Annotated in this window: 30 protein-coding genes and 1 tRNA gene; 23 read left to right on the top strand and 8 right to left on the bottom strand. The window is 59.9% G+C overall.

Translation table 11 applies throughout. The annotated features are described in order from the left end of the window. Nucleotides 1-14 precede the first annotated feature (14 nt). Both FIU90_RS11385 and FIU90_RS11380 read left to right on the top strand, forming a co-directional pair. On the top strand, nucleotides 15-509 hold the full coding sequence (locus tag FIU90_RS11385) for an ATPase (protein WP_152434868.1): 495 nt from the start codon (nucleotides 15-17) through the stop codon (nucleotides 507-509). Further along, nucleotides 502-1,032, top strand: coding sequence for a hypothetical protein (locus FIU90_RS11380; RefSeq protein WP_152434867.1), 531 nt, complete (start codon nucleotides 502-504; stop codon nucleotides 1,030-1,032). Before FIU90_RS11385 ends, FIU90_RS11380 begins: the two co-directional genes overlap by 8 nt. A 64-nt stretch (nucleotides 1,033-1,096) precedes the next feature. Here FIU90_RS11380 and FIU90_RS11375 read toward each other — a convergent pair whose 3' ends face one another. The 7 genes from FIU90_RS11375 to aroA all read right to left on the bottom strand — a co-directional run bounded on the left by FIU90_RS11375 (nucleotide 1,097) and on the right by aroA (nucleotide 7,266). Beyond that, nucleotides 1,097-2,077: an NADPH:quinone oxidoreductase family protein gene (locus FIU90_RS11375; RefSeq protein ID WP_152434866.1), complete on the bottom strand. Its 981-nt coding sequence runs from the start codon at nucleotides 2,075-2,077 to the stop codon at nucleotides 1,097-1,099. A gap of 5 nt (nucleotides 2,078-2,082) precedes the next feature. Beyond that, a complete protein-coding gene (gene gloB, locus FIU90_RS11370; protein ID WP_152434865.1) occupies nucleotides 2,083-2,838 on the bottom strand; it encodes a hydroxyacylglutathione hydrolase in 756 nt (251 codons plus the stop codon). Between the two features lie 94 nt (nucleotides 2,839-2,932). Next, nucleotides 2,933-4,642 carry a 30S ribosomal protein S1 gene (gene rpsA, locus FIU90_RS11365; protein ID WP_152434864.1) on the bottom strand — a complete coding sequence of 570 codons (1,710 nt, stop codon included), beginning with the start codon at nucleotides 4,640-4,642 and terminating at the stop codon, nucleotides 2,933-2,935. A 212-nt stretch (nucleotides 4,643-4,854) separates the two neighbouring features. Then, complete coding sequence (gene cmk / locus FIU90_RS11360; RefSeq protein WP_152434863.1) at nucleotides 4,855-5,475, bottom strand: (d)CMP kinase; 621 nt, start codon at nucleotides 5,473-5,475, stop codon at nucleotides 4,855-4,857. Continuing rightward, nucleotides 5,472-5,681, bottom strand: a complete 210-nt coding sequence (locus FIU90_RS11355; protein ID WP_152434862.1) for a hypothetical protein — start codon at nucleotides 5,679-5,681, stop codon at nucleotides 5,472-5,474. Before FIU90_RS11355 ends, cmk begins: the two co-directional genes overlap by 4 nt. Next, nucleotides 5,678-5,950, bottom strand: a complete 273-nt coding sequence (locus FIU90_RS11350) for a permease (RefSeq protein WP_152434861.1) — start codon at nucleotides 5,948-5,950, stop codon at nucleotides 5,678-5,680. The genes FIU90_RS11355 and FIU90_RS11350 overlap by 4 nt, the downstream gene beginning before the upstream one ends. Then, nucleotides 5,947-7,266: a 3-phosphoshikimate 1-carboxyvinyltransferase gene (gene aroA / locus FIU90_RS11345; protein ID WP_152434860.1), complete on the bottom strand. Its 1,320-nt coding sequence runs from the start codon at nucleotides 7,264-7,266 to the stop codon at nucleotides 5,947-5,949. The genes FIU90_RS11350 and aroA overlap by 4 nt, the downstream gene beginning before the upstream one ends. A gap of 135 nt (nucleotides 7,267-7,401) precedes the next feature. Here aroA and FIU90_RS11340 point away from each other — a divergent pair, with 135 nt between their 5' ends. The 11 genes from FIU90_RS11340 to FIU90_RS11290 all read left to right on the top strand — a co-directional run bounded on the left by FIU90_RS11340 (nucleotide 7,402) and on the right by FIU90_RS11290 (nucleotide 15,862). Further along, on the top strand, nucleotides 7,402-7,743 hold the full coding sequence (locus FIU90_RS11340; RefSeq protein WP_152434859.1) for an FYDLN acid domain-containing protein: 342 nt from the start codon (nucleotides 7,402-7,404) through the stop codon (nucleotides 7,741-7,743). A gap of 94 nt (nucleotides 7,744-7,837) precedes the next feature. Further along, nucleotides 7,838-7,913: transfer RNA gene (locus FIU90_RS11335), tRNA-Ala, on the top strand. A 121-nt stretch (nucleotides 7,914-8,034) separates the two neighbouring features. After that, nucleotides 8,035-9,516, top strand: coding sequence for a signal recognition particle protein (ffh, locus tag FIU90_RS11330; protein ID WP_152434858.1), 1,482 nt, complete (start codon nucleotides 8,035-8,037; stop codon nucleotides 9,514-9,516). Nucleotides 9,517-9,569: 53 nt separating this feature from the next. Further along, on the top strand, nucleotides 9,570-10,172 hold the full coding sequence (gene rpsP, locus FIU90_RS15790; protein WP_152434857.1) for a 30S ribosomal protein S16: 603 nt from the start codon (nucleotides 9,570-9,572) through the stop codon (nucleotides 10,170-10,172). Nucleotides 10,173-10,181: 9 nt separating this feature from the next. Next, nucleotides 10,182-10,700: a ribosome maturation factor RimM gene (gene rimM / locus FIU90_RS11320; RefSeq protein WP_152434856.1), complete on the top strand. Its 519-nt coding sequence runs from the start codon at nucleotides 10,182-10,184 to the stop codon at nucleotides 10,698-10,700. Further along, on the top strand, nucleotides 10,687-11,040 hold the full coding sequence (locus FIU90_RS11315; RefSeq protein WP_152434855.1) for a hypothetical protein: 354 nt from the start codon (nucleotides 10,687-10,689) through the stop codon (nucleotides 11,038-11,040). Before rimM ends, FIU90_RS11315 begins: the two co-directional genes overlap by 14 nt. Continuing rightward, nucleotides 11,037-11,987: a carbon-nitrogen hydrolase family protein gene (locus FIU90_RS11310; protein ID WP_152434854.1), complete on the top strand. Its 951-nt coding sequence runs from the start codon at nucleotides 11,037-11,039 to the stop codon at nucleotides 11,985-11,987. Before FIU90_RS11315 ends, FIU90_RS11310 begins: the two co-directional genes overlap by 4 nt. After that, nucleotides 11,984-12,361, top strand: a complete 378-nt coding sequence (locus FIU90_RS11305; protein WP_152434853.1) for a hypothetical protein — start codon at nucleotides 11,984-11,986, stop codon at nucleotides 12,359-12,361. The genes FIU90_RS11310 and FIU90_RS11305 overlap by 4 nt, the downstream gene beginning before the upstream one ends. After that, nucleotides 12,358-13,098, top strand: coding sequence for a tRNA (guanosine(37)-N1)-methyltransferase TrmD (trmD, locus tag FIU90_RS11300; RefSeq protein WP_152434852.1), 741 nt, complete (start codon nucleotides 12,358-12,360; stop codon nucleotides 13,096-13,098). The genes FIU90_RS11305 and trmD overlap by 4 nt, the downstream gene beginning before the upstream one ends. Next, nucleotides 13,095-13,463: a 50S ribosomal protein L19 gene (gene rplS, locus FIU90_RS11295; RefSeq protein WP_152434851.1), complete on the top strand. Its 369-nt coding sequence runs from the start codon at nucleotides 13,095-13,097 to the stop codon at nucleotides 13,461-13,463. The genes trmD and rplS overlap by 4 nt, the downstream gene beginning before the upstream one ends. A 131-nt stretch (nucleotides 13,464-13,594) precedes the next feature. Beyond that, nucleotides 13,595-15,862 (top strand): S9 family peptidase, encoded by a 2,268-nt coding sequence (locus tag FIU90_RS11290; protein ID WP_152434850.1) that lies wholly within the window; start codon nucleotides 13,595-13,597, stop codon nucleotides 15,860-15,862. On the opposite strand, the gene FIU90_RS11285 is transcribed toward FIU90_RS11290, so the two are convergent. Further along, complete coding sequence (locus tag FIU90_RS11285) at nucleotides 15,846-16,718, bottom strand: alpha/beta fold hydrolase (RefSeq protein WP_152434849.1); 873 nt, start codon at nucleotides 16,716-16,718, stop codon at nucleotides 15,846-15,848. The two genes, FIU90_RS11290 and FIU90_RS11285, sit on opposite strands and share 17 nt — an antisense overlap. A 71-nt stretch (nucleotides 16,719-16,789) precedes the next feature. Here FIU90_RS11285 and FIU90_RS11280 point away from each other — a divergent pair, with 71 nt between their 5' ends. The 10 genes from FIU90_RS11280 to FIU90_RS11235 all read left to right on the top strand — a co-directional run bounded on the left by FIU90_RS11280 (nucleotide 16,790) and on the right by FIU90_RS11235 (nucleotide 24,935). Beyond that, nucleotides 16,790-17,815: an aspartate-semialdehyde dehydrogenase gene (locus tag FIU90_RS11280; RefSeq protein ID WP_152434848.1), complete on the top strand. Its 1,026-nt coding sequence runs from the start codon at nucleotides 16,790-16,792 to the stop codon at nucleotides 17,813-17,815. 5 nt (nucleotides 17,816-17,820) lie between these two features. Next, nucleotides 17,821-18,360, top strand: a complete 540-nt coding sequence (locus FIU90_RS11275) for an aspartate-semialdehyde dehydrogenase (RefSeq protein WP_152434847.1) — start codon at nucleotides 17,821-17,823, stop codon at nucleotides 18,358-18,360. 19 nt (nucleotides 18,361-18,379) lie between these two features. Then, nucleotides 18,380-19,030, top strand: a complete 651-nt coding sequence (locus FIU90_RS11270; RefSeq protein ID WP_152434846.1) for a 2-hydroxychromene-2-carboxylate isomerase — start codon at nucleotides 18,380-18,382, stop codon at nucleotides 19,028-19,030. After that, nucleotides 19,027-19,827, top strand: a complete 801-nt coding sequence (locus FIU90_RS11265; RefSeq protein WP_152434845.1) for a hypothetical protein — start codon at nucleotides 19,027-19,029, stop codon at nucleotides 19,825-19,827. Before FIU90_RS11270 ends, FIU90_RS11265 begins: the two co-directional genes overlap by 4 nt. Further along, nucleotides 19,827-20,282, top strand: a complete 456-nt coding sequence (locus FIU90_RS11260) for a GFA family protein (protein ID WP_152434844.1) — start codon at nucleotides 19,827-19,829, stop codon at nucleotides 20,280-20,282. Before FIU90_RS11265 ends, FIU90_RS11260 begins: the two co-directional genes overlap by 1 nt. Then, nucleotides 20,270-21,037, top strand: coding sequence for an alpha/beta fold hydrolase (locus FIU90_RS11255; protein ID WP_152434843.1), 768 nt, complete (start codon nucleotides 20,270-20,272; stop codon nucleotides 21,035-21,037). Before FIU90_RS11260 ends, FIU90_RS11255 begins: the two co-directional genes overlap by 13 nt. Next, the gene (locus tag FIU90_RS11250) at nucleotides 21,034-21,555 is read left to right on the top strand and encodes a hypothetical protein (RefSeq protein WP_152434842.1); all 522 of its coding nucleotides are present in this window, start codon (nucleotides 21,034-21,036) and stop codon (nucleotides 21,553-21,555) included. Before FIU90_RS11255 ends, FIU90_RS11250 begins: the two co-directional genes overlap by 4 nt. A gap of 70 nt (nucleotides 21,556-21,625) precedes the next feature. After that, nucleotides 21,626-23,494 carry a M2 family metallopeptidase gene (locus FIU90_RS11245; protein WP_152434841.1) on the top strand — a complete coding sequence of 623 codons (1,869 nt, stop codon included), beginning with the start codon at nucleotides 21,626-21,628 and terminating at the stop codon, nucleotides 23,492-23,494. Further along, a complete protein-coding gene (locus FIU90_RS11240; RefSeq protein WP_152434840.1) occupies nucleotides 23,488-24,507 on the top strand; it encodes a YncE family protein in 1,020 nt (339 codons plus the stop codon). The genes FIU90_RS11245 and FIU90_RS11240 overlap by 7 nt, the downstream gene beginning before the upstream one ends. Next, on the top strand, nucleotides 24,504-24,935 hold the full coding sequence (locus FIU90_RS11235) for a RimK/LysX family protein (protein ID WP_152434839.1): 432 nt from the start codon (nucleotides 24,504-24,506) through the stop codon (nucleotides 24,933-24,935). Before FIU90_RS11240 ends, FIU90_RS11235 begins: the two co-directional genes overlap by 4 nt. The last annotated feature ends 41 nt before the right edge of the window (nucleotides 24,936-24,976 follow it).

Here is a 24,976-nt window from a genome sequence, read left to right as displayed (position 1 = left end):
TTCGGATCCGGCTCATGCCTCAGATAGCCCAACTTCCCGAATTCTGGTCGAGCCAGGTTTTCTGGACTCTGATCTTTTTCGGCATCACATTCTTTGTCATCGGACGCGGCATGGTGCCCAAGGTGATGGAAACGGTCGAACTGCGCGACAAGCAGATCGCCGATGACCTCGCCGCTGCGCAGGCTGCCCGCGAGGCCGCTGACAAGCAGGAAGAGGCTTGGCGGGAGCGCGAGAACGAAAACCGTGCCAAAGCGCAGGCCCTGATTGCAGAAGCAAAGGCGAAGGCTGCCGCATCGACCGAGAAGAAGCTTGCTTCCGCACAGAAGCGTCTCGACAAGAAGCTGGCCGAAGCCGAGGCCGAGATCGAAGCCGCGCGCGCAAGTGCGATGGCAGAGATCGAAGACGTCGCTGCCGAGGCTACGCAAGAAATCGTCGCGCGGCTCTCGGGTGAGAACGTAGATAAGAGCGCCGCACGCACGGCCGTGAAAAGGGTGATGGCCGATGCCTGAGATCCTCATCTTCCTCGCCGCCTCTGAAGAGGGATACGCCGCTCCGGCCGCATTCGGCATCCAGGATTATGTCTGGGTCTCGATCGCCATGCTCGTGCTGATCGGCGTATTCCTGTGGAAGAAGGTTCCCGGCATGATTGCCGGCGGACTCGACAACAAGATTACCGAGATCAAGCAGCAACTTGACGAAGCGAAGAACCTGCGCGCCGAGGCCGAGAAGCTACGCGACGAATACGCTGCCAAGATTGCCAGCGCTGAACAGGACGCGGAAAAAATGATGGAAGGCGCTCAGCGCGAAGCCGACGCCATCCTCGAAAAGGCGGAGGCCGACAGCAAAGCGATGGTCGCCCGGCGCAAGCGCATGGCGGAAGACAAGATTGCCGCTGCCGAGCGTGAAGCGGTCGCAGACGTCAGAGCCAAGGCAGTCGAGGCTGCGGCTGCCGCCTCGCGCGACCTCATCGCCGAGCGCCACACGAAGGATGCCGACGCGAAGCTCGCGGACGAGGTTATCTCCTCGCTTTAAGGCTCGCTGTCACTCACGATTTGGAGAGGGGAAGGGCGGTTCATCGTGACCGCCTTTCTTGCGTTTAACAACCGGGTTCGAAAACAACTTTCCCAACGAGCTGGCGATTGGCCATCGCCTCGAAACCCTCGCGCCATCGCGACAGCGGCAGAACACGGTCGATGGCCGGCTTGATACGTGCGGCGGCCGCGAGTTCGGCAATCCTGGAATTGATCTCCACCCCCCGCTCGGGAAAGCGCCGCGCATATTCGCCTGCGCGCAATCCGACGATCGAAAAGCCTTTGATTAGCGGAATGTTGGTCGCGACTTCTGCGATACGTCCGCTTGTAAAGCCGACCACGACGAGCTTGCCTCCGAATGCTACGCAACGCGTGGATTCGTCAAAGATGTCGCCGCCGACCGGATCGAAGACGATGTCGCAGAGACGGTCTCCCGTGATCTCGGCTACCTGTTCGCGGAAACGTCCCTGGGCGAGGATGACGGCGTCTGGATGGTGGAGGGATTCGATCCGGTCGCGTTTACTCTCGATGCCGGTGGCGGCAATCACCTTCGCACCCAGTGCTTTGGAGAGGTCGACCGCCGCAAGGCCCACGCCGCCACTCGCGCCGTGAACGAGGACCCACTGTCCTTCCACAAGAGCGGATAATTCGACGAGCCCGGTGTAAGCGGTGGAGTACGCCGCACCCATGGCCGCAGCTGACCAAAAGTTCATGCCATGCGGAATATGAGAGAGGGCGTGCGCCGGGATCTGCGCCAACTCAGCGAAGGCACCCGTCTTGTTTCCCCCCATGACGCGGTCGCCGGGCGAGAAACCGCTGTCTTCATCGGCTTCGATCACTTCCCCAGCGCATTCGAGCCCGAGCGTGAAGGGCACCCCGGGTTTGAACTGGTAGTCACCGCGCGTCATGAGCAGGTCCGGGAAATTTAACGAGGCAGCGTGAACGCGGACCAGCACTTCGCCTGGCGCGCGCTCAGGCCGCGGCATTTCGACCAGCGCGACGCCGGACAGATCATTGGACAGTCGCTCGACGCGCAGAGCCTGCATCGGGCTCAGAAGTTGTCCTTGGCTTCGCGTAAGGCGGCGAAGGTCTCGTAGGGTTCGTTTCCGCCCCATCGTTGCATCATCGATGGGTCATCGGCGCGCAAGAAGGGGTTGGTTTGGAGTTCGCGCTTCAGAACAGTGGGCACGGTGGGTTCCCCGCGCGCGCGCTTTGCATCGATTTCGGCCGAGTATTCTTTGAGCGCTTCGTTGTCCGGGTCGGCATGGAGCGCAAATTTCGCATTCGCCTGCGTGTACTCATGCGCACAATAGAGCGCGGTCGCGGTCGACATGCGCTTGATCCGCTCGAGGCTGTTCCAGAACTGTTTAGGCTCCCCTTCGAACATGCGACCGCAGCCCAATGCAAAGACGGAATCGCCGACAAATGCCATGCCCTCCTCGACGATGTGATAAGCAATGTGGCCGTTCGTGTGTCCTGACACGTCGATCACATCGGCACGGTGCTCGCCCAGATTGACCGTGTCGCCGTGGCTCACCACGCGGTCGATACTCGAAAGCCTCTCAACTTCTTTTGGAGCGATGACCCGCGCGCCGGTCGCTTCGACGATCTCGGCATTGCCGCCAGCATGGTCGGGATGCCAGTGCGTGTTCCAGATGTGGGTGATCGTCCAGCCCTTCGCCTCGGCCTGCTTAAGATACTCCTTGGCATCGGGCGTATCGATTGCCGCGGTCTCTCCGGTGACCGAATTGTGGAGCAAGAACCCGTAATTGTCGGACAGGCAAGGGAATTGGTGGACGGTAAGCATGGCTTAGATCCTAGACCTGATGCCGCCCATAGAAAAGGCCCGCCTGCTCGGTTGAGCAAGCGGGCCTTTTCTTTTGCCTGAAAGGCGGTTGGCTTTAGTCTTCCGACTTCTTGAGTGCTTCGCCCAGGATATCGCCGAGCGATGCGCCCGAATCCGACGAACCGAACTGCTGAACGGCTTCCTTCTCTTCGGCAATCTGGCGTGCCTTGATCGAGAAGTTCGGCTTCTTCGAACGATCGAAGCCGGTGACCATCGCATCGACCTTCGCGCCGACCTGGAAGCGGTCGGGGCGCTGTTCGTCGCGGTCACGGCCGAGATCCGAACGCTTGATGAAGCCGGTCGCGCCGTCGTCGCCAACCTGCACTTCGAGGCCGCCATCGCGAACTTCGAGGACGGTAACAGTGACGGTCTGACCCTTGCGCAGCGAACCGGCTGCAGCAGCGCCTGCTTCTGTCGGAGCGCCCTTTTCGAGCTGCTTCATACCGAGGCTGATGCGTTCCTTCTCGACATCGACGTCGAGAACAACGGCCTTGACCTGCTCGCCCTTGCGGTGGAGCGCCAGTGCGTCTTCGCCCGAGATACCCCAGGCGATATCCGACATGTGGACCATGCCGTCGACATCGCCGTCGAGGCCGATGAAGAGACCGAATTCGGTGGCGTTCTTGACTTCGCCCTCGACTTCGCTGCCGACGGGGTGCTTCTCTGCGAACTCTTCCCACGGATTGCGCTGGGCCTGTTTGAGGCCAAGTGAAATGCGGCGCTTCTCGCTGTCGACTTCGAGGACCACGACTTCGACTTCCTGGCTGGTCGAAACGATCTTGCCAGGATGGACATTCTTTTTGGTCCAGCTCATTTCGCTGACGTGGACCAGACCTTCGATGCCCGGCTCAAGCTCAACGAAAGCACCGTATTCGGTGATGTTTGTGACGGTTCCAGTGAGCTTCGCGCCGACCGGGTACTTGGCCGATACGCCATCCCACGGATCGCTTTCGAGCTGCTTCATACCGAGGCTGATGCGCTGCGTGTCGGCGTTGATGCGAACGATCTGGACGGTCACGGTCTGACCGATCTCGATAATCTCGCTCGGGTGGTTGACGCGCTTGTAGCTCATGTCGGTGACGTGGAGCAGGCCGTCGATACCGCCGAGGTCGACGAACGCACCGTAATCCGTGATGTTCTTGACCACGCCTTCGATCACCTGGCCTTCTGCCAGCTTGTCGATCAGCTCGCTGCGCTGTTCGGCACGGGTTTCTTCAAGGACGGCGCGGCGCGAGACCACGATGTTGCCGCGGCGACGATCCATCTTGAGTATCTGGAATGGCTGCGGCATGTCCATCAGCGGGGTGACATCGCGTACAGGACGGATATCGACCTGCGAGCCGGGAAGGAAGGCAACGGCGCCGTCGAGGTCGACGGTGAAGCCACCTTTGACGCGGCCGAAGATCCGGCCTTCGACGCGCTTGCCTTCGCCGAATTCGTTTTCGAGCTTGTCCCAGGCAGCTTCGCGGCGGGCGCGATCGCGGCTGAGCATCGCTTCACCATCGGCGTTCTCGACGCGGTCGACATAAACTTCGACCTCGTCGCCAACGCTAAGACCGTGGTCGTCTTCGCCGCGGGCGAATTCCTTGAGAGGGACGCGGCCTTCGCTCTTGAGGCCTACGTCGATGACCGCATAACCGTTTTCGATTGCGGTCACGGTGCCTTTAACGACGCGGCCTTCAAAGCCGCCATCGTCTGCACCACCGAGTTGTTCGTTGAGAAGCGCTTCGAAATCGTCGCGCGTTGGATTGGCAGAAGTCGCCATGTGTTCAGTTTCCTAATCGTTTTGCTACCGGCCACCGGTTTTTCCGGGGTCTTTCTCCGTCTCCCTCGCACAATTGCGTGGGTGTACGGGGCAAGAGGCCGACATCTCCGCAAGAGCCGAATGCTCAAGCAGAGGTCCACGAAATCTGTAGCGATTGCGGGAACGGGCGCGCGACTAGGCGAAGCGCGGCTGAAAAGCAAGGAAAATGCGGCCTAGCGTAGCTTCTGTTCGACCGCCTCGAGCACTGCCTCGAAAGCCTGGTCCTTGTCGAAGGCAGTTGTATCGATGATCATTGCATCCTCTGCCGCCTTTAGCGGTGCATCCTTGCGATTGATATCGCGCGCGTCGCGGCGAACAATGTCCGCTTCGATTTCGGAGAGCGGAATCTCGATTTCGCGCCCGGTCATTTCGAGCCAGCGACGGCGGGCACGTTCCTGAACGCTGGCTGTGATGAAGAGCTTCACATCGGCATCGGGGGCGATGACTGTTCCGATATCGCGCCCGTCGAGCACAGCGCCGCCGGGTTGCTCGGCAAAGGCGCGCTGACGTTCGAACAACGCCTCGCGAACGGAGGGGTGGACCGAGACGCGGCTTGCCAGCCCGCCGACGGCTTCGGATCGCAAAATTTCGTCCTGAAGCAATTCGTCGGGGAAGTCGCATGCAGCAAGTGCGTCGGCTTCGCTATCCGGATCGCCCCCGTTCAGCGCAACTTGCCGACCGACCGCGCGGTAGAGCAGGCCCGTATCGAGGTGGGGCAGGCCGAAATGGTCCGCGAGTTGCTTGGCGATCGTTCCTTTGCCCGAAGCGGTCGGGCCGTCGACTGCGATAATCATGAAAAAATGTCCCGGGCCTTGTCAGGAGTGACGGTTGGCTTTTCGGTGCGCTTCCATTTGTAGTGGAGAAAGAGGAATCCCAAGGCCGCAAGGATCAGGTTCACACCGAAATAGAGGCTGTCCCACTCGCCACCGTTCCAGAACAACGGCGCGCCCGTAGCAAAGGCGAGGAGCAGGCCGGCAGCGATGATGCGACGCTTGATCACAATCCGGTTCTGTCGCGGGCGGTACGGGCGCGCAAGGCCTTCACGATGCCGAAAATGGCGATTGCTGCCCAAAACCCCTCAAGCACGAGGCTCGGCCAATTGGTGTGGACCAGCAGGCTGACGGTTAGCAGGGCCGCGCCCGTGAGGTTGGTGCCATGCAGCACGAACGGGTTAGGCTCGTCGACATAGGTGAGGTAGGCGTAGGCAGCGATAATGCAGCCGGTCCCGACGAATCCGATGATGCTGTAGATATCGAGGGGGGAAGTCATTCGATGATCTGTCCCATGAGTTCGGTGAAATTCGGAAAGCTCGTTGCGATTGGCGCGGTATCGTCGATCGTGACGCCGTTGCGGCTCGCCAGACCAGCCACCGCCATACTCATCGAGATGCGGTGATCGAGCAGCGTCTGGACCTGCGCTCCATCGGGCGTTCCTCGCAAGGGCTCGCCGCCTGTGCCTTCGATCGTGAGGCCGTCCTCGTGCTCCTCGACCTTTGCCCCTGCGAGCTTGAGCGCACTCGCCATGGTCGCGAGGCGGTCGCTTTCCTTGACGCGCAATTCTTCTAGCCCGCTGGTTTTTGTCGTGCCTTCGGCCAGAGCTGCGGCCACAAACAGGACCGGGAATTCATCGATCATTGATGGTGCAAGGGCAGGCTCTATCTCCGCTCCTTTCAAGGCCGAGTGCGTGACCCGAAGGTCCGCCACCGGTTCACCTCCGACTTCGCGCAGGTTCATTCCCTCGATGTTTCCACCCATTTGGCGCAGCGCGTGGACGATCCCGGCGCGTGTGTCGTTCATTCCCACATTCTCTATCACGAGATCGCTGTCGGGAACGATCAGCGCGGCGACGATGAAGAATGCTGCGGAGGATGGGTCTCCTGGCACGATGACCTGCTGTGGTTCGAGAACAGCATCCCCGTGGATGGAGATAAGGCGCTCGCCGTCGTGGTCACCAATCTCCAGCGTCGCGCCAAATCCCTTCAACATCCTCTCTGTATGATCGCGCGTCGCGACCGGCTCGATAACACTGGTGATACCCGGGGTGTTAAGGCCAGCGAGCAGCACTGCGCTTTTCACTTGCGCGGACGCAACCGGCAGGCGGTAAGTGATCGGCACCGCGGGCAAGGCGCCGCGCATCATCAGGGGGAGAGTTCCGTCAGCCGAAGCCTCGATACTCGCGCCCATTTGCGAGAGCGGCTCGATCACTCGGTTCATCGGTCGGCCAGAAAGACTTGCGTCGCCGGTGAAGGTCGCGGTGAAGCCGTGGCTCGCGAGCAGCCCCATCAAAAGCCGCGTCGATGTTCCGGAGTTACCCATGTCGAGCGCCTGCTTCGGTTCGAGAAGACTTCCGAGACCCGCGCCGTGCACGCGCCAGATGCCATCGTTGCCCCGCTCAATCTCCGCGCCCAGCTGACGCATCGCGGCTGCTGTCGCCAGCACGTCCTCGCCTTCGAGCAACCCTTCGATAATACTCTCACCTATGGCGAGCGAAGAGAACATCAGCGCACGGTGGCTGATCGACTTGTCACCGGGGACACGGATATGCCCTCTTAACGGGCCGGACGAAGTGAAAGTATTTGCGCTCATTTCGCGGCGGTCTTTGACAGCGCCGCCCCCTTCTGGCAAGGCGCGCCCGCTCTTGATTCCGGTACACTCCGGTCCCAATAAAATGCGCATACGAATGCCCGCCTGCTGAACGGGCAAGACTAAGGAATTTCAAGAATGGCGAAGCCAGAATGGGGCACCAAGCGTTCCTGCCCCAAATGCGGGGAACGCTTCTACGATCTCGGCAATGATGAGCCGGTGACCTGCATCGAATGCGGTGAGGAATGGTATCCCGAGCCGGTTCTGAAATCGAAGCAGCCGATTCCGTTCGATGAGGCCGAAAAGAAAAAGAAGGACGGCGAAGCGGACAGCGATCTTGCGGACGATGATGATGATCTGAAGGACATCGAAAATATCGATGATGATGACGATTCGCCCGACAACGATGTCGATCTTGGCGGCGATGATGACCTTGGCGTGTCCAAGGGCAAGGGCGACGACGAAGACGAAGACAATTAATTCTTGCCTTTCGCCGGGAGCGGCCATAAACGGCGCGCTCCTTGCGAGAGCGAGGATTTGGCCCTATATTTCAGGGCCGCAATATCGATGATATGGGGCCTTAGCTCAGCTGGGAGAGCGCAACACTGGCAGTGTTGAGGTCAGCGGTTCGATCCCGCTAGGCTCCACCATCGAAACAGACAAAGCCGGAATTTCCATCGAGGAATTTCGCACGCTGGCCGACGAGGTTTCGTCCGCCGGCGTTTTTCGCGTTTAGGCTGGCTCATCGTCAGTCATGAGGAGTTGAAGACGATGTTTGACAATCTGTCCGACCGCCTTGGCGGCGTCTTTGACAAGCTCAAGGGCCGTGGGGCGCTCAGCGAACAGGATGTGCGCGACGCCATGCGCGAAGTTCGTATCGCGCTGCTAGAAGCAGACGTCGCGCTGCCGGTCGCCCGCCGCTTCATCGATGCGGTGACCGAAAAGGCGATCGGGCAGGAAGTCCTCAAATCGGTCAAGCCGGGCCAGCAGGTCGTCAAGATCGTACATGACGAACTCGTCCGCACGCTTGGCGGCGATCCGGAAGATCCGCAGGGCGCGATCGCCGGAGAGGGACTGAACCTAGACGCCAAGCCGCCGGTTGTGATCATGATGGTCGGCCTCCAGGGTTCGGGTAAGACGACCACGACCGCAAAACTCGGCAAGCTGATCCGCGAAAAGCACGGAAAGAAGGCCATGATGGCCTCTCTCGACGTCAATCGCCCGGCCGCACAGGAACAGCTGGCGGTGCTGGGCGAGCAGGTCGATGTCGCGACGCTGCCGATCGTCGCAGGGCAGCAGCCGGTCGACATCGCTCGCCGCGCAATGGAGGCCGCGCGTCTCCAGAATTTCGACGTCTTGCTGCTCGATACGGCAGGCCGTCTGCATGTCGATGAAGCGCTGATGGCCGAGATGAAGGCCGTCGCAGGGGTTTCGGCTCCGAACGAAGTGCTGCTGGTTGTCGACAGCCTGACGGGTCAGGACGCGGTCAACGTCGCCAAGAGTTTTACCGACGAAGTCCCGCTCACCGGCGTGGTGCTCACCCGGATGGACGGCGATGCGCGCGGCGGTGCTGCGCTCTCGATGCGCGCCGTGACCGGAAAGCCGATTAAGTTTGCAGGGACGGGCGAAAAGCTCGACGCAATCGAGCCGTTTCGACCCAATAGCGTCGCCGACCGCATCCTCGGTATGGGCGATGTCGTCAGCCTGGTCGAAAAAGCGGCTGCTACGATCAAGGAAGAAGAGGCCGAACAGCTCGCGAAGAATTTCGAGAAGGGCAAATTCGACCTTAACGACCTGCGCATGCAGCTGAAGCAGATGCAGAACATGGGCGGTCTCGGAATGCTCGCCGGCATGATGCCCGGCATGAAGAAGGCCAAGGCGGCGATGGCGGCGTCGAACATGGACGACAAGGTGCTCGTCCACATGGACGCGATCATCGGCTCGATGACCGCCAAGGAACGCGCCAATCCCAAGCTCATGAATGCCAAGCGCAAGAAGCGTGTCGCGGCAGGCAGCGGGACCGACATCCAGACGGTTAACAAGCTCCTGAAGATGCATCAGGAAATGAGCCGCGCGATGAAGCAAATCAAGAAAATGGGTGGGCTGAAAGGCCTGGCCGCCATGTTCGGCGGCGGCGGAATGCCCGGTACGGGTGGACCCGGCGGCCCTGGCGGAGGCCTTCCCGGCCTCGGCGGTCCGGGTGGAGGAATGCCCCAGGGAGGTCTCCCTGGGCTGGGCGGACCCAAGAAATGATTTTCAATCAAACTAATTCAAATTCAAACGTTTAAACTCGAAAGGTAATATTCATGGCAGTAGCAATCCGGCTTTCGCGCGGCGGCGCAAAGAAGCGCCCTTACTATCGCATCGTCGTCTCGGACTCGCGCTCCCCGCGTGACGGCAAGTATCTCGAGCAGATCGGTACTTACAACCCGCTGCTCGCGAAGGACGACGAGAACCGCGTCAAGCTGAACGAAGACCGCGCCAAGTACTGGCTCGGCGTCGGCGCGACCCCGTCCGACCGTGTCCTGCGTTTCCTCGATGCCGCCGGTATTATGGAACGTCCGGCCCGCAACAATCCGCAGAAGGCTGAGCCGGGCGAGAAAGCCAAGGAGCGCGCCGAGGAAAAGGCTGAAAAGGCGAAAGAAGCCGAAGAAGCCGCAAAGGCCGCTGCAGCTGAAGCAGTCGAAGCTCCCGCCGAGGAAGAAACCGCTGCTGAAGCAGGCGAGAACGAAGCTACCGGTTCGGTCAAGACCGATGAAACCGCTGAAGCTGTCGCCGATGCTGTCGAGGAAGAAACCCCGGCAGAAGCCACCGACGAAGACAAGACGGCCATGGCCGAACAAGCTGCCGAAGGCGGTCCGGTCGAAGACGCTCCGGCCGAAGATGCCGGCGAAGAAAAGGCCGAGTAAGCTCGCGCCATGCCCGAACAACGCGATGCGCGCCGGTTGGTGGAACTTGCCGCTGTCACCGGCGCGCATGGTGTTTCGGGAGAGGTCCGTCTCAAGCTTTTCGGAGAGGGCGTCAAGGCCCTGTCCGCGCACTCAGCGTTCAATGACGGCGCATTGACGCTCAAAAAAGTCCGTGCAGACAGTAAAGGGGGCGCTGTCGCCCGCTTTGCCGAAATCTCCAATCGCAGCGATGCAGAGCAGCTCCGCGGGACGGTCCTTACCGTCTCGCGCGATGATCTGCCTGCGCTCGGTGAAGACGAGTACTACCATGCCGACCTGATCGGTCTCGCCGTTTATACGGATGCGGGGGAGTACATCGGCACGGTGATTGCGGTCCACAATTTCGGCGCGACCGACATTATCGAGATTAAAAAAGAGCCGGTGCCCGCCAAGGGCGCGAGAACCCTCATGGTCCCGGTGACCGAAAAGGCTGTGATCGAGTGGGATTCAGAAAAGGTTGTGATCGCGGCCGATTTTGCAGAAGATTGATAGCACAAGGAGATACCATCTGCTGTTCGTTATAATCTGGGGCTCAATAGTTGCCGCTCTCGCGGTGGTGATTTCTCTCGGAACCGGCCGATTTTCGCGACGCTTGACCTCGATTTCGCGCGGAATATGGGCAGGAATATTGGCGGGCGCGATCCCGATTGCATGTGTGTGGGTTCTCGATGCAATTTCCACGGGGGAGCCTAAGCAAGACGGTTTTCAAACTGTCATGCTTGGCACAATGCTTTTTGGTCTGTTCATCGGATTCCCTGTCGCATTCCTGACAGCGAAGCTGCACGATCGCATTCGCCCAAAACACATTGATCCGAAGATTTTTGAATGACTAAGCTGAATGTCGCCATCTGCCAGGCTGCGCCCGTGCCGCTCGATTTCGCTGACGGGATCGAGAAAGCTGTCCGGCTCGCGCGTGAAGCAATCGAAGGCGGCGCGCAGTTCGTGGCTTTCGGCGAGACATTTCTTGGCGGTTATCCGCTGTGGCTCGATGAGGCACCCGGTGCTGCGCTCTGGGACCATCCGGGGACCAAGGCGCTCCATGCGATCATGCTCGAACAGGCGATCGTGCCGAATGACGAACGGCTGCTACCCTTGCAGGAGCTGTGCGACCAGAGCGGGGCGCTGGTTTCCATCGGCGCGCATGAGCGGGTGCGGCAGAGCCTCTACAACAACCAGCTGCTGTTCCGCCCCGGAGAGGCACCGCTCGACCACCGCAAGCTGGTGCCCACGCATGGCGAGCGGCTGATCTGGATGCGCGGCGACGGTTCAACGCTGGGTGTGCATCAGGCCGAATGGGGCCGGGCGGGCAACCTCATCTGTTGGGAACACTGGATGCCGCTTGCGAGGGCGGCGATGCACAATCTCGGCGAGAGCGTCCACGTCGCCGCATGGCCAACCGTGCGCGAGGAATATGCGATTGCCTCAAGGCACTACGCGATGGAGGGACGGTGCTTCGTCCTCGCCGCAGGGCTGGTGCAGCACCGCGACGATCTGTTCGATGGGCTGGAGCGTGTGGGCGGCGACCGGCAAGCGAAAGTGCTGTTCGAGGCGATCGAGGGCGATGTGCTCAACCGAGGCGGCTCTCTGGTGATCGCTCCCGATGCGCGGGTGCTGGCGCACGCCGGCGAGGGCGAGGAAGTGCTCCACGCCGACCTGGACCTGAGCGAGATTGGGCAGGGGCTGGCGAGTTTGGATACCGACGGCCACTACTCGCGGCCGGATGTGTTTGAGTTGAGCGTTGATACGCGGGCAAAGGATGGGGTCAATTGGAGATGACGACTAAGATCTCTGAAACTCCGGTCGCGGAACATGGCTGCATTGACTGCGAATTGCCTTCGTTTCAGGATGATCTCCTCTTCTATGGCATCGTCGTCTCGCCATTCATGCTGACGATCATCATAAGTTATCTCTTCGTGCGGCGTGCGGACGCGCCCATGGGAATTCTTCGATTAATGGCAATCAGTGTGCCGGGGACAGTGCCTGCCGCGATTGGTCTGGCTTTGGCTTTCGAAGATGAACTAGCGAGTGCGGTGACTACAACCATTGTCGCTGTCTTTATTTGGACAGCGACGATCGGTCCGGCCGTGGTCTTCTTCACGCAATGGACTTATCTCGAACTGAAACGCATTCGCCAGCGCTCGGACCAGTGACCTTCGCCGCCACAATACTTACGCTCTATCCCGAGATGTTCCCAGGACCGCTCGGCAAATCGCTTGCAGGCAAGGCGCTCGAGCGCGGTGACTGGTCCTGCGCGACCGTCAATCCGCGCGAGTTTACCTCGGACAAGCATCGCACGGTCGATGATACACCCGCTGGCGGCGGGGCGGGGATGGTTCTTAAGCCAGATGTGATGACGGCGGCGCTCGACAGCGTAACTGACAGTCGTCCGATCCTCGCCATGACACCGCGCGGGAAACCGATAACTCAGGCGCGCATTCGCGAGATTGCGGCAGGCCCTGGCGTCACGCTCCTTTGCGGCCGCTTCGAGGGCTTCGACGAGCGTCTGTTCGAGGCTCGCCCGCAGATCGAGCAAGTGAGCCTCGCCGACATCGTTCTTTCCGGTGGGGAACCAGCGGCGCTTGCAATACTTGACGCTTGCATTCGGCTGCTTCCCGGAGTAATGGGCGCGCCCGATAGCGGAACCGAAGAGAGCTTCGAAAACGGCCTCCTCGAATATCCGCAATATACCCGACCTTACGAATGGGAAGGGCGCACGATCCCCGAAGTGCTGCGATCGGGGGATCATGCGAAGATCGCGGCTTGGCGAAAGTCGAAAAGCGAAGAGATTACACGGTTACGCAGGCCGGACCTTTGGGAACGCTATGAGGGCGTTCGGGACCAGTCTGCCTCTGGCGCGCGGCGAAAGAACAAGGAACCGGACCAGTGAACCTGATCCAGCAAATCGAAGCCGAAGAAATCGGCAAGGTCGAAAAAGAGATTCCCGAATTCCGCGCGGGCGACACCGTTCGCGTCGGCGTGAAGGTGAAGGAAGGCAACCGCGAGCGTGTGCAGAACTTCGAAGGCGTGGTTATCGCGCGTTCGAACCGCGGCATGGGCTCCAACTTCACCGTGCGCAAGATCAGCTTTGGCGAAGGCGTGGAGCGTGTGTTCCCGCTCTACTCGCCGATCGTCGACAGCATCACCGTGGTCCGCCGCGGTGTCGTGCGTCGTGCGAAGCTGTACTATCTGCGTGGCCGCACCGGTAAGCGTGCGCGCATCGCCGAACGCCGCGAGAACGCGCCGAAGGCGTAATTCTCGCGAACAAGCGAAATTCGAAAGGGCGGTCCCGAGCGGGCCGCCCTTTTTCGTTGGCCCTTGCGTTTGGCCCGCGTGCTTGCGAGGGAAGCCCAGCAATTCAATCGAGTTGAGGGGCCTTCCTTGCAATGCGTCTATCCATCATCGCCGCCGCTGCCGCCGTGTTGTCCGTACCTGCTATCGCGGACGATCATGCGATGAACGAACCCAAAGAACTCACTTTCGAACGCGTCTTTGCATCGCCGTCGCTCGACGGGCCTTCGCCGCGCGCCGCCAAATTGTCGCCTGATGGCCGATACCTTTCTCTGCTGCGCAACCGCGAGGACGACCGCGAGCGCTATGATCTGTGGGGCTTCGACGTATCGACCGGAGAATGGTCGATGCTGGTCGACAGCGAGGCGCTCGGAACGGGACGCGAGCTTTCCGAAGACGAGAAAATGCAGCGCGAACGTGCGCGTGTCGGCAACCTCAAGGGCGTCATCAGCTACCAATGGGCGAGCGATGGCTCGGGTGTGCTGGTGCCGCTCGACGGCGATCTTTATTTCGCCAAGCTCGATGGCGAAGTCATGCGCCTGACTGATACCGAGGAAAGCGAGCTCAACCCCAAGCTCTCGAGCAAGGGCGGCTACGTCTCCTTCGTGCGCGACCGCCAATTGTGGGTCGGCGAGGTGGGCGGCGCGGCCGCGCCAATCACGCCCAAGGAAGAGGACACCATCCGCTGGGGCGAAGCCGAATTCGTCGCGCAAGAAGAAATGGGCCGGATGGACGGCTATTGGTGGAACAAGGACGATACCCGCATCGCCGTCCAGCGCACCGATGAAAGCCCGGTCGGCATAGTCACCCGCGCAGCCATCGGCGCGACCGGCACAAAGGTGTTCGATCAGCGCTATCCGGTTGCAGGATCCGACAACGCCATCGTCGAACTTTATGTGATGGACCCCGATGGCGGGAACCGGGTTCAGGTCGATTTGGGCGATAACACCGACATCTACGTCGCCCGTGTCGATTGGGGCGCGGACGGCAACATCTACGTTCAGCGCCAGAACCGCGAGCAAACCGTGCTCGACATGCTCAAGGTTGATCCGTCCACCGGCGAGAGCGAAGTGTGGTTCTCCGAGAATGCAGCGCGCGAAGACTATTGGATCAATCTTTCGGACAATTACAAGTTTCTGAGGGACGGAAGCCTGCTTTGGTGGTCCGAACGGAGCGGGTACGGCCACTTCTACAAGGTCGACGTGACGACGGAGCCGATGCAAGCAGGAGGAGATGCAGTAGATACAGTAGTTCTCGCCGTGCAACTTACCTTTGGCGAAGAGCCGGTTACCTCACTCGTAGGCGTAAATGAGGAAACCGGCGAATTCTTCTACCAGGCGACAACCAATGTCCTCACCCAGCAGATTTATCGTGCGAAGCTCGATGGCTCGGGCGAGCCGGAACTGCTGACCGAACTCGATTACACCAACTCGGCGAGCATGGATGGAAAGGGGCGCACACTCTACGTGACGCGCTCCAAGACTGATCAGCCTGCGCAGAGCTATCTCGCCGATCGTGATGGCAAGCGCCTCACCTGGATCGAGGAAAACGCGCTCAATGCCGAGCATCCTTACGCGCCCTATCTCGCCAGCCATGTGTCGCCCGAATTCGGAACGTTGAAGGCAGAGGACGGAACCGATCTACATTGGATGATGCTCAAGCCGGAGATGGAGCCGGGCAAGCAATATCCCGTATTCTACTACCACTATTCTGGGCCTGGTCCGCAGATCGTGACCAAAGCATGGGCCGGTGCGCTCGCGCAAGCAGTGGTCGACAAAGGCTATATATGGTTCGAGCTCGACAATCGCGGCACCGCCAATCGCGGGGTCGATTTCGAACAGCCGCTCTACCGAGCTATGGGCGGGGTCGAAGTGCGCGACCAGAAAGTCGGAGCCGAGTACCTGAAGACGCTGGAATTCGTCGATCCGGACAAGATCGCGCTCTATGGTTGGTCCTATGGTGGCTACATGACGCTCAAACAGTTTCAGGCCGATCCGGGGCTCTATGCGGCGGGTGTCTCAGGTGCGCCGGTTACCAAATGGGAGCTTTATGACACCCATTACACCGAACGGTACATGGGCGACCCGCGTGAAGTGCCAGAGGCATACGAGGCGGCAAGCGCCATTCCCGATGCAACCAGGATCACCGATCCCTTGCTGCTGATCCACGGAATGGCGGATGACAATGTCGTTTTCGAGAATTCTTCGGAGCTCATCAGCGTTCTTCAGGAAAACAACGTCCCGTTCGAGATGATGCTCTATCCCGGCTACACGCACCGCGTGGCGGGCGAGAACATCTCCCCGCACCTGTGGAACACGATCTTCCGTTTCCTGGAAAGCCACGGCGTCACGCCGCCGGAGTGAGCCACTCCAAGGCGATGCGAGCAACCTCGTCGGGCGCTTCGACCTGCGGGTAGTGACCTACGGTTTCGATGAGGTGGTGCCGGGCCTGTGGCACCACTTCACGCCATCTGGCGTAGGCATGTTTTCCCGAAACGGGATCCAGACCGCCGTTGATCAGGCCGATCCGTTCCTGAGCACCGGTAAGCGCTGTCTCCCACCGCTCCCTATGAGTGCGCCTGTCGGCAATATAGTGGAGCAGCTTGTGCGTAATGCGTTGGCCGCCCTTGTACCTGATGAACTCCCAGAACTGATCCAGTTCCGCTGCGCTCGGCCGGGTGCTCGGTCCGAATACCTCGGAGAAGCTCTTACCGAACGAATTGCGGCCCATCAGTAGACCCACAAGAAAACCCAGCGGTGAAACACCAAGCTTCTGGATTGGTCGCGCGCGATGCTGGTCGGGGAAAATCCCACCATTGAGAAAAACGATCTGACCCAAGCCCTCCGCGCCGGCACTTTCCCGCTGTCGCGCGAGCATTTCCTGTCCAACTGAATCGCCGTAATCGTGCACAAGTGCATCGAATTCGACCACGCCCAAATGCTCGAGCAAAGCCTCCTGCAAGTCAGTCTGGCGGTGGATGGAATAGCCAGAGCGCGGCTTGTCCGAGAGACCGAATCCCAGCATGTCGCATGCGACAAGGTGATGCCTGGAGCCAAGCTTCTCCCAGACGGGCTCCCAGTCCCACGAACAGGTAGGAAAGCCGTGCACCAACAGCAGCGGTCGTGCATTCGTATTCCCACCTGTCCAGTAGGCAATCTGATGCCCCTGAAACTCGAAATGCTTGGCTTTTGCTCTCCAGCCTTGTGTATCTGCGCTCACGTCTTTCCCCTTGCAAAGCGACGTTAGTGCCGCCAGCGAGGGCTGCAACAGCATGCATTGGAGAATGTGAATTGGGTTACCGTGTGGCCATCGTCGGAGCGACCGGAAATGTCGGTCGCGAAATGATGCAAATTCTCGCCGAGCGCGAGTTTCCTGTCGACGAGGTCGCGGCGGTCGCGTCTGGCCGTTCGCAGGGTACCGAAGTCGAGTACGGCGACACCGGCAAGATGCTCAAATGCAAGAACATCGAGCACTTCGACTGGAACGGTTGGGATATCGCGCTGTTTGCGGCAGGGTCGGGACCGGCCAAGGAATATGCGCCCAAAGCTGCCGCAGCCGGCTGTGTGGTGATCGACAATTCTTCGCTCTATCGCATGGAGCCGGACGTTCCGTTGATCGTGCCTGAAGTGAATCCGGATGCGATAGACGATTTCTCGAAGCGCAATATCATTGCCAACCCGAACTGCTCGACTGCGCAGCTAGTTGTTGCACTGAAGCCGCTGCACGATGCGGCGACAATCAAACGCGTGGTCGTTTCGACCTACCAGTCGGTCTCCGGCGCGGGGAAGGCGGGAATGGACGAGTTGTTCGAACAGTCGCGCGCTATCTTCGTTGGCGACCCGGTAGAGCCTACGAAGTTTACCAAGCAGATCGCTTTTAACGTGATCCCGCATATCGATGTTTTCCTCGACGATGGTTCGACCAAGGAGGAGTGGAAGATGGTGGTCGAGACCAAGAAGATCCTCGACCCCAAGATCAAACTTTCCGCGACATGCGTTCGTGTCCCGGTGTTCGTCGGACATTCAGAGGCGGTCAATATCGAGTTTGAGAATGAGATCAGTGCAAGTCAGGCTCAGGAAATCCTGCGCGAAGCCCCGGGCATCATGCTCGTCGATAAGCGTGAGGACGGCGGCTACGTCACGCCGGTGGAATGCGCAGGTGACAGCGCGACTTTCATCAGCCGCGTGCGCGACGATCCAACGGTCGAGAACGGCATTACGCTATGGTGCGTCTCGGACAACCTGCGCAAGGGGGCGGCATTGAACGCGGTGCAGATTGCCGAGCTTCTGGGACGGCGGCACCTGAAGAAGGGATAAGAATTATGCGCGCTCTGGTTTCGATGATGGCCGTTCTCGCTCTTGCTGCTTGCGACAGCGGCGGCGTGCCGGCCCCGGGAACGGAGGAGCCGCGGGCGAGCACGCCTCAGGTCGAAGCCAACGAGGTTCTGTTAACTGCCGATGGTCTCACCGCCGGTTCGGAGGCGTTCTATTTCGCCGCCGGGCAAAACGAGGTCGAAGCGGCAGTTGCACGCGCGCTCGGCAAAGCCAGCGACAGCGGCACGAACGAGGAGTGCGGAGCAGGTCCCATCGACTATTCTACCTTCCCCGGCGGTCTGACCGTTAACTTCAAGAATGGTTCGCTCGTAGGGTGGTTCTGGGGCGACGAAGCTGCGAATATCGAGCTGGCCGGGGATATCGCCATTGGGGCGCCTCGCGCCGAGATCGAGGCTGAAGAGGGCTTTGCCATGATCGATGGCAGCACACTTGGCGAAGAATTCTCGCTCGGCGACAAGATCGGCGGGTTCTTTGAGAATGATCGGCTCTCGATGCTCTATTCCGGAACGCAGTGTTTTTTCCGGTGAGAGCCGTTAGGGTCGGCGCATGACGCTTCAAGCCGACCTGTTTTTCAGTTTCCGCTCTCCGTATTCCTACCTCGCTGTTGGTCGCTATCGCGCGATGGTGAATGAGTACGATCTTGACATCACTCTGCGCACGGTCTGGCCGATCGCTATCCGTGATCCTGATATCCTGTTCACCGGAAATCCTGCAGCGCCGCGCTACATCCTGCTCGACTGCATGAGATCTGCCCAGATGCAGGGCATCCCCTTGCGATGGCCACGTCCCGATCCGGTAGTGCAGGATTTCGCGACGCGAGAAATCGCCGAAGAGCAACCGCACATCTACCGCATAGGCAGGCTGGGGCAGGCAGCAACGCGCCGCGGCAAGGGGCTCGAGTTTGCCGATGAGGCCTCCAGGATCATTTGGTCTGGCGAGGTCGATGGCTGGAACGAGGGCGACCATCTCAACGGCGCGGCAGAGCGCGCAGGTCTCGATTTCGACGAAATGGAAGCCGAGGTAGAGGCAGACGCAGAAGCGCTCGACGCCGAGATCGCTGCCAACCAGAATGCACTCGAAGCAGCCGGCCACTGGGGCGTTCCGACGCTCGTTTTCGAGGGTGAGCCATTTTTCGGGCAGGACCGTGTCGACATGGCGAAATGGCGAATGGAGCAAAAAGGGTTAAGCAAAAAATGACCGCTTCCGAACGGTTCTTTGCCATCCTTCAAAGGGTGACGCTGGTGCTGTTCCTGATCACTCCGCTCGCGCTGCTTTGGTGGATCGGACAGTCGATCGCTGGCAATTTCGCCCGGCAGGCATTGATCGAAGAAAAGGATTTCGGTTCGCTCCGCGAAAAGCTGGATGAGGACTTCGCGGGAAAAGAGATCAGGACTCTCAGTGGCAATGTTCTCGTATACGAATTCTCCAAGAACCAGGATCTCGATGACCTCAATTACGATCAGGTATCCGATGTCACACTCGTGCATTCGAAGACCGGCAATCAGCGCAAGATTTCGGGCGACGAGCGCAAGGTCATCTGGTTCCAGACCGTAAAGAGCAATCGACCCGAAGAACCTGATACGGCAGACGAGAACGAGAGCGTGGATCCGCCCGCATTTGCCTATGTCGCCCGACTTGCGACACGGGATATGTACAAAAAAGGCGTCTCCGATCTCGTTGTCGGCAACCTCGAGACGTTGGCCCAGCGCCAGATCGCAGAGGGCGTCCCATTCGTTGACTCCGTTGGAGAAGGGCCGGAAAAAGGTCAGGTCGCGCTGGTCTATTGGGACAGCCCGGATTCCGCCCGATTTGCCCTGGTTTCGTCAGATACCCTTGAAATTCTGCGGACAGAACAAGTCGAGTTGCCGGCTGCCTCATCGTTCCTGCTAGATCTCCAGCTGGACCAGACTATCGACCGCGACGAGGCGATCGAGAAGGCGGTGCAGGCCGCGGCACGACGCCCGAAACCCAAGCCGCGACCCGATTCACACTGATGGGAGGCGGATCTCCATACGAAGGCGGCTGCCAGTGCGGCGCGGTTCGCTACAGCGTGGAGGCAGAGCGCCTTACAGCCTACGCCTGCCATTGCCGTGAATGCCAGAAACAGTCGGCCAGTGCCTTTGGCCTTTCGGTCCCTGTCTTTGAGGCAAGTCTCAACGTCACGGGGATGACAGCTTCGTGGCGTCGCCCGACCGATAGTGGTTCGCACACCAGGTGTTTCTTTTGCCCGACCTGCGGCACCCGGCTTTACCACGCAGGCGAAAATCGTCCGGGACTGGTCACCGTAAAAGGCGGATCTCTCGATGATGCCGGGCAGTTGCAACCGGTCGCGCATATCTGGACAGCGAGCAAACAGAGCTGGGTCGTGTTGCCCGCAGACGTGCCGCACTGGGAATACCAGCCCGAAACGCAGGAAGAATGGATGGAGTTGCTAGGATGGGCGAACTGACGACCACGCATTTCGAGAGCTTCGACGGTACACGGCTGGCGGTTCATCGCGAGGGCGAGGGCAAGCCGGTAATCCTGCTTCACGGGCTTTTCTCAAGCGCCTGGATGAACTGGATCAAATGGGGCCATGCCACCCGGCTCGCCGAGGCCGGTTTCGAAGCGATCATGCTCGATTTTCGCGTGCATGGGGAGAGCGAGGCACCGCTATCGCCCGAGGCCTATCCCCCGGGCGTGCTCGTCCGCGACGTCGCGGAGTTGGTCGAGTATTTCGGGTTTGCGCCTGAAGAATATGACCTGGTCGGCTTTTCGATGGGTGCTCGCACGGCGCTGCACGCGTGTGCGAACGGGGTACTATTTCCCCGCAGGCTTATCCCCTGCGGCATGGGTGTTTCAGGGCTTGCCGAGTGGGAGCGCCGCGCCAACTTCTTCAAGGGCGTGATCGACCGTTTTGACGAGATCAAGCGCGGCGATGCGGAATACATCTCACGACAGTTCTTGAAGTCGCAAGGCGTCGACCGAACGGCGGCGCGCCTTCTGCTCGATGCGATGGGCAATTTCGATCTCGCCAAGTTGGCCAATATCCAGATTCCCACGCTGGTTCTGTGCGGCGACAAGGACGATGATAACGGCTCTGCCGAGGAACTCGCCAAACTGCTTCCCAATGCGCGTTTCGAGGAGGTTCCCGGCTCCCATCTCGATAGCGCAACCAAACCCGAAATGGGCATCGCAATCGTCAATTTCCTTAGTCTGCCGTGAGGCCGTCCAAGCGCACCTTTCTGTGGTGGTGGTGCGGCGGGATCGCCGCCTTCGCTGTCGCGATTTACTTCCACCTGCCTCTGATCATTGAGTCTGTCCCCGGCGGAATCGTCGACCACCAGAAGGCACCCGATGCGGCGACGGTAAACGCGATCCAAGGTTCCTGGGACAGCGAGGGCCTGATCGATGCTTCTGCCCTCGCGATGATTATCGACCTGATATTCATCGGGATTTACGGGGTCGGTTGTGTTCTGGGAGGCTTGTACTACCGGGCGCGGGCATCCCACGGATTGAAAGCACTGGGATGGGTCGCACTCGTTTCGGGACTGGTGTTTCTATTTACCGACTACGGAGAGACCATCGCGCAGCTCATTCAGCTGATGCGCCTTCAAGGCGATGACGGGCTCGCGTGGTTCGCATCGACATTACGTCCTTTCAAGAATGCCAGCTTCATTGCCGCATTTTCGGCGCTCGTTGCCGCGCTGATCGTCGAATGGAAATCGACTGGCGACGCTTGATTATGGCCCGCCACAGGTTCAATCAGCTACCCAGCCAAGACACGGAACACTCCAAGAGGATCAACATCCCATGAAATTTGCAACCACCGCGCTCAAGACTTCCTTCGCGGCGCTGGCCGTCTCGCTCGCATCCGCACAGGCAGTTGCCGATGATCACGCGGAGCCGATAGCCGATGAATCCGCCGACACCGAATTTCCGCTGACCCCGCAAGGGGCCGCCGATTTCGTTGCCAAGGCCGAAGCCGAAATGCTCGAATTCTCGAACAGCGCGGCGCACATATATTGGTTGCAGGCGACCTACATCAATTACGATAGCAACAAGCTCGCAGCCGAGTATGGCGCAAAGTCGACGCTGATGAGCGTGCGCTATGCCAACGAAGCGGCGAAGTATGCCGGCATCGAGGGGCTTGATGCGGAAGTGTCGCGCAAGCTCGACAAGTTGCGTAACGGCATCTCCATGCCCGCTCCATCGCGCGACGGGGCAGCCGAAGAGCTCTCCAACATCGCTACCAAACTGAGCGCACAATACGGTCAGGGCAAAGGAACGCTTAATGGCGAGCCAATCAATGGCTCCGACATCGAGGCCGAAATGGGCAATCTCGAGCGTTCGCCCGAGGAACTCGCCGAGATGTGGACCAGCTGGCACAACAATGTCGGCGCGCCGATGCGCGAGGATTACATCAAGATGCTGGCCATCGCTAACGAAGGTGCGACGGAGCTCGGTTTCGACAATGTCGGGACCATGTGGCGTTCGGGCTACGACATGACGCCCGAGCAATTCGCGGCGGAAACCGAGCGTATGTGGCAGGAGGTGAAACCGCTCTACGTCGCGTTGCACACCTATGTCCGTCGGAAGTTGAACGAGAAGTATGGCGACGAGGTTCAGCCCGCGACGGGGCCGATCCGCGCCGACCTGCTTGGCAACATGTGGGCACAGGAATGGGGCAATATCTATCCTCTCGTCGCGCCGGAAGGCGCTGGGGATATTGGCTACGATCTCACCGACCTGATCCAGAAGAAAGAACTCGACGCGGTCGGGATGACGAAGGTAGGCGAGGACTTCTTCTCGTCCTTGGGCTTCGAGCCGCTGCCTGAAACCTTCTGGGAGCGTAGCCAGTTCACCAAGCCGCGCGACCGCGAAGTGGTTTGCCATGCTTCGGCGTGGAACCTCGATAATGTCGACGACCTGCGCATCAAGATGTGCATCAAGCAAAACGCGGACGACTTCATCACGATTCACCACGAACTCGGTCACAACTATTATCAGCGCGCCTATAACATGCAGGATTACCTGCACCTCGACGGCGCGAACGACGGTTTTCACGAGGCGATCGGGGACATGATCGCACTGTCGATCACCCCGGAATATCTCGTCCAGATCGACATGCTTGAGCCAGATCAGGTGCCGAGTGCGGAAAAGGATATCGGTCTGCTGCTGCGTCAGGCGATGGACAAGGTCGCCTTCCTCCCGTTCGGCCTGCTCGTCGACCGTTATCGTTGGGGGCTTTTCGACGGCAGCATCGCACCGGAAAATCTCAACGCTGGCTGGACGAATCTTCGGACCGAATATCAGGGCATCGTCCCGCCGGTCGAACGCACCGAAGAGCATTTCGATGCGGGCGCGAAGTATCACATTCCGGGCAATGTCAGCTACACGCGCTACTTCCTCGCTAGGCTGTTGCAGTTCCAGTTCTACAAGGCGGCCTGCGACCAGGCCGGATGGGAAGGGCCGCTGCACCGCTGCTCGTTCTACGGGAATGAGGAAGTCGGCAAGAACCTTAACGCAATGCTTGAAATGGGCGCGTCCAAACCTTGGCCCGACGCTCTCGAAGCCTTTACTGGCGAACGCCAGATGAGCGGCAAAGCGATGGTCGAATATTTTGCCCCGCTGATGGCTTGGCTCGAAGAGCAGAACGAAGGTCAGGAAGCTGGATGGTGAGGCTTTGCGAACGATTTCTCATCCTGACACCGATCCTGGCGGCTTGTGCGGCCGCGCAGGAGCCGGAAGCAGCGGGGCCGGTCGCCTCGAATGAGGTGACCGGCACGCTGTTCGTCGCAAACAAGCGCGGCAACACGCTGTCGAAGATCGACCTCGCAACAGGGGAGGAAGTGCTTCGCCTCGACAGTTGCACCAATCCCCATGAGTTGGCGACCTCGCCCGGTGGCGAGCATGTCGCGCTGGCCTGCTATGGCGGCACGACGGTGGACATCTTCGCGACGGACGACCTTGAACGCTTTGCCAGCATCGACCTGGGCGAGAATGCGCGTCCGCACGGCATCGTCTGGCATGCGGGAGGGACAATCTATGTAACCGCCGAGGGGCGCGAGTCGATCTTCAGCATAGAAGAACCACTTGTCGGCGAGCGGCGTCTCACAGAGTTCAAGACCAACAGGCGCGGAAGTCATATGGTCGCTGTCGCTAGGGACGAAAGCGCTGCATGGACGACCGATCTGGGATCCAAGACGGTTACCCGCATTGACCTGGCAGGCGAAGCCTCGCCGTTTTCAGTCACGGTCGGCGAGGAGCCTGAAGGCATCTGGCTTGCGCCCGATGGTTCGGCCCTATGGGTTTCCGCGCGCGGTTCCAATCAAGCGTTCGAGCTTGATCCCGACACGATGGAAGTGCGGAACACCGTAGGCACAGGAGCCTTCCCGCTTCGTCTCGCCATCCGTCCTCAAGGCGACGTTGCCATTACCTCGGACCTGATGGACGGTGGGCTGACTGTCATCGACCTTGATACCGCGAAAGCCGTGCGAACCATCGCCGTGTCCGGCCCGGACGAAGCACAAGAGCGTTTCCAGGTCACGATCCTGTGGTCTGATGACGGACAACGCATCTATATCGCCGAAACCGCCAGTAACACCGTTGCCGAAGTCGACTACGAAACTGGCGCCGTGCTTCGCCGCCTGCCGACGGGTGAGGGGGGGGACGGTATGGCGATCCTTCCTTGAGCGTCGCCGCCGACGATCTTCCGACCGTGGGTTGGCGCGAACGCGTAAGTCTTCCTGCGCTCGGGCTCAGCGATGTTCCGGCCAAGATCGATACTGGTGCCCGCACATCTTCGCTTCACGGTCATGTCATCGAAACGTTCGAACGCGAGGGCAAGACGTTCGTGCGGTTTTCGGTTGACTGGGACGATTTCGAGCTTGAATGCGAGGCGGTACAGGTGGATAGGCGCGGGATCACCAGCTCGAATGGCCAGACGCAGCAGCGCTATGTCATCAAGACGCCGGTGCGGATCGGCGATGTGGAGTTCAGAGCCGAATTCAGCCTTGCTGACCGGTCGGAAATGAAGTTTCCGATCCTGATAGGCCGGACGGCGCTGCGACGTCGCTTTGTGGTCGATAGCGGGCATTCGTGGTTGCAAACAAAAGCCTGATACGGTTCACGTTCGCAACCGACTGTAAATTCGATAGAATT

The sequence above is a fragment of the Erythrobacter sp. THAF29 genome, from assembly GCF_009363635.1.
Taxonomy (GTDB): Bacteria; Pseudomonadota; Alphaproteobacteria; order Sphingomonadales; family Sphingomonadaceae; genus Erythrobacter.
The sequence above is the reverse complement of the archived record's forward strand: the minus strand, read 5'-3'. Positions and strand labels throughout refer to the sequence as shown.

Coding starts and splice junctions, on each gene's coding strand:
- FIU90_RS11385 (WP_152434868.1), top strand. CDS start 15: ATGCCTCAGATAGCCCAACTTCCCGAATTCTGGTCGAGCCAGGTTTTC.
- FIU90_RS11380 (WP_152434867.1), top strand. CDS start 502: ATGCCTGAGATCCTCATCTTCCTCGCCGCCTCTGAAGAGGGATACGCC.
- FIU90_RS11375 (WP_152434866.1), bottom strand. CDS start 2,077: ATGCAGGCTCTGCGCGTCGAGCGACTGTCCAATGATCTGTCCGGCGTC.
- gloB (WP_152434865.1), bottom strand. CDS start 2,838: ATGCTTACCGTCCACCAATTCCCTTGCCTGTCCGACAATTACGGGTTC.
- rpsA (WP_152434864.1), bottom strand. CDS start 4,642: ATGGCGACTTCTGCCAATCCAACGCGCGACGATTTCGAAGCGCTTCTC.
- cmk (WP_152434863.1), bottom strand. CDS start 5,475: ATGATTATCGCAGTCGACGGCCCGACCGCTTCGGGCAAAGGAACGATC.
- FIU90_RS11350 (WP_152434861.1), bottom strand. CDS start 5,950: ATGACTTCCCCCCTCGATATCTACAGCATCATCGGATTCGTCGGGACC.
- aroA (WP_152434860.1), bottom strand. CDS start 7,266: ATGAGCGCAAATACTTTCACTTCGTCCGGCCCGTTAAGAGGGCATATC.
- FIU90_RS11340 (WP_152434859.1), top strand. CDS start 7,402: ATGGCGAAGCCAGAATGGGGCACCAAGCGTTCCTGCCCCAAATGCGGG.
- ffh (WP_152434858.1), top strand. CDS start 8,035: ATGTTTGACAATCTGTCCGACCGCCTTGGCGGCGTCTTTGACAAGCTC.
- rpsP (WP_152434857.1), top strand. CDS start 9,570: ATGGCAGTAGCAATCCGGCTTTCGCGCGGCGGCGCAAAGAAGCGCCCT.
- rimM (WP_152434856.1), top strand. CDS start 10,182: ATGCCCGAACAACGCGATGCGCGCCGGTTGGTGGAACTTGCCGCTGTC.
- FIU90_RS11310 (WP_152434854.1), top strand. CDS start 11,037: ATGACTAAGCTGAATGTCGCCATCTGCCAGGCTGCGCCCGTGCCGCTC.
- FIU90_RS11305 (WP_152434853.1), top strand. CDS start 11,984: ATGACGACTAAGATCTCTGAAACTCCGGTCGCGGAACATGGCTGCATT.
- FIU90_RS11290 (WP_152434850.1), top strand. CDS start 13,595: ATGCGTCTATCCATCATCGCCGCCGCTGCCGCCGTGTTGTCCGTACCT.
- FIU90_RS11275 (WP_152434847.1), top strand. CDS start 17,821: ATGCGCGCTCTGGTTTCGATGATGGCCGTTCTCGCTCTTGCTGCTTGC.
- FIU90_RS11270 (WP_152434846.1), top strand. CDS start 18,380: ATGACGCTTCAAGCCGACCTGTTTTTCAGTTTCCGCTCTCCGTATTCC.
- FIU90_RS11265 (WP_152434845.1), top strand. CDS start 19,027: ATGACCGCTTCCGAACGGTTCTTTGCCATCCTTCAAAGGGTGACGCTG.
- FIU90_RS11260 (WP_152434844.1), top strand. CDS start 19,827: ATGGGAGGCGGATCTCCATACGAAGGCGGCTGCCAGTGCGGCGCGGTT.
- FIU90_RS11255 (WP_152434843.1), top strand. CDS start 20,270: ATGGGCGAACTGACGACCACGCATTTCGAGAGCTTCGACGGTACACGG.
- FIU90_RS11245 (WP_152434841.1), top strand. CDS start 21,626: ATGAAATTTGCAACCACCGCGCTCAAGACTTCCTTCGCGGCGCTGGCC.
- FIU90_RS11240 (WP_152434840.1), top strand. CDS start 23,488: ATGGTGAGGCTTTGCGAACGATTTCTCATCCTGACACCGATCCTGGCG.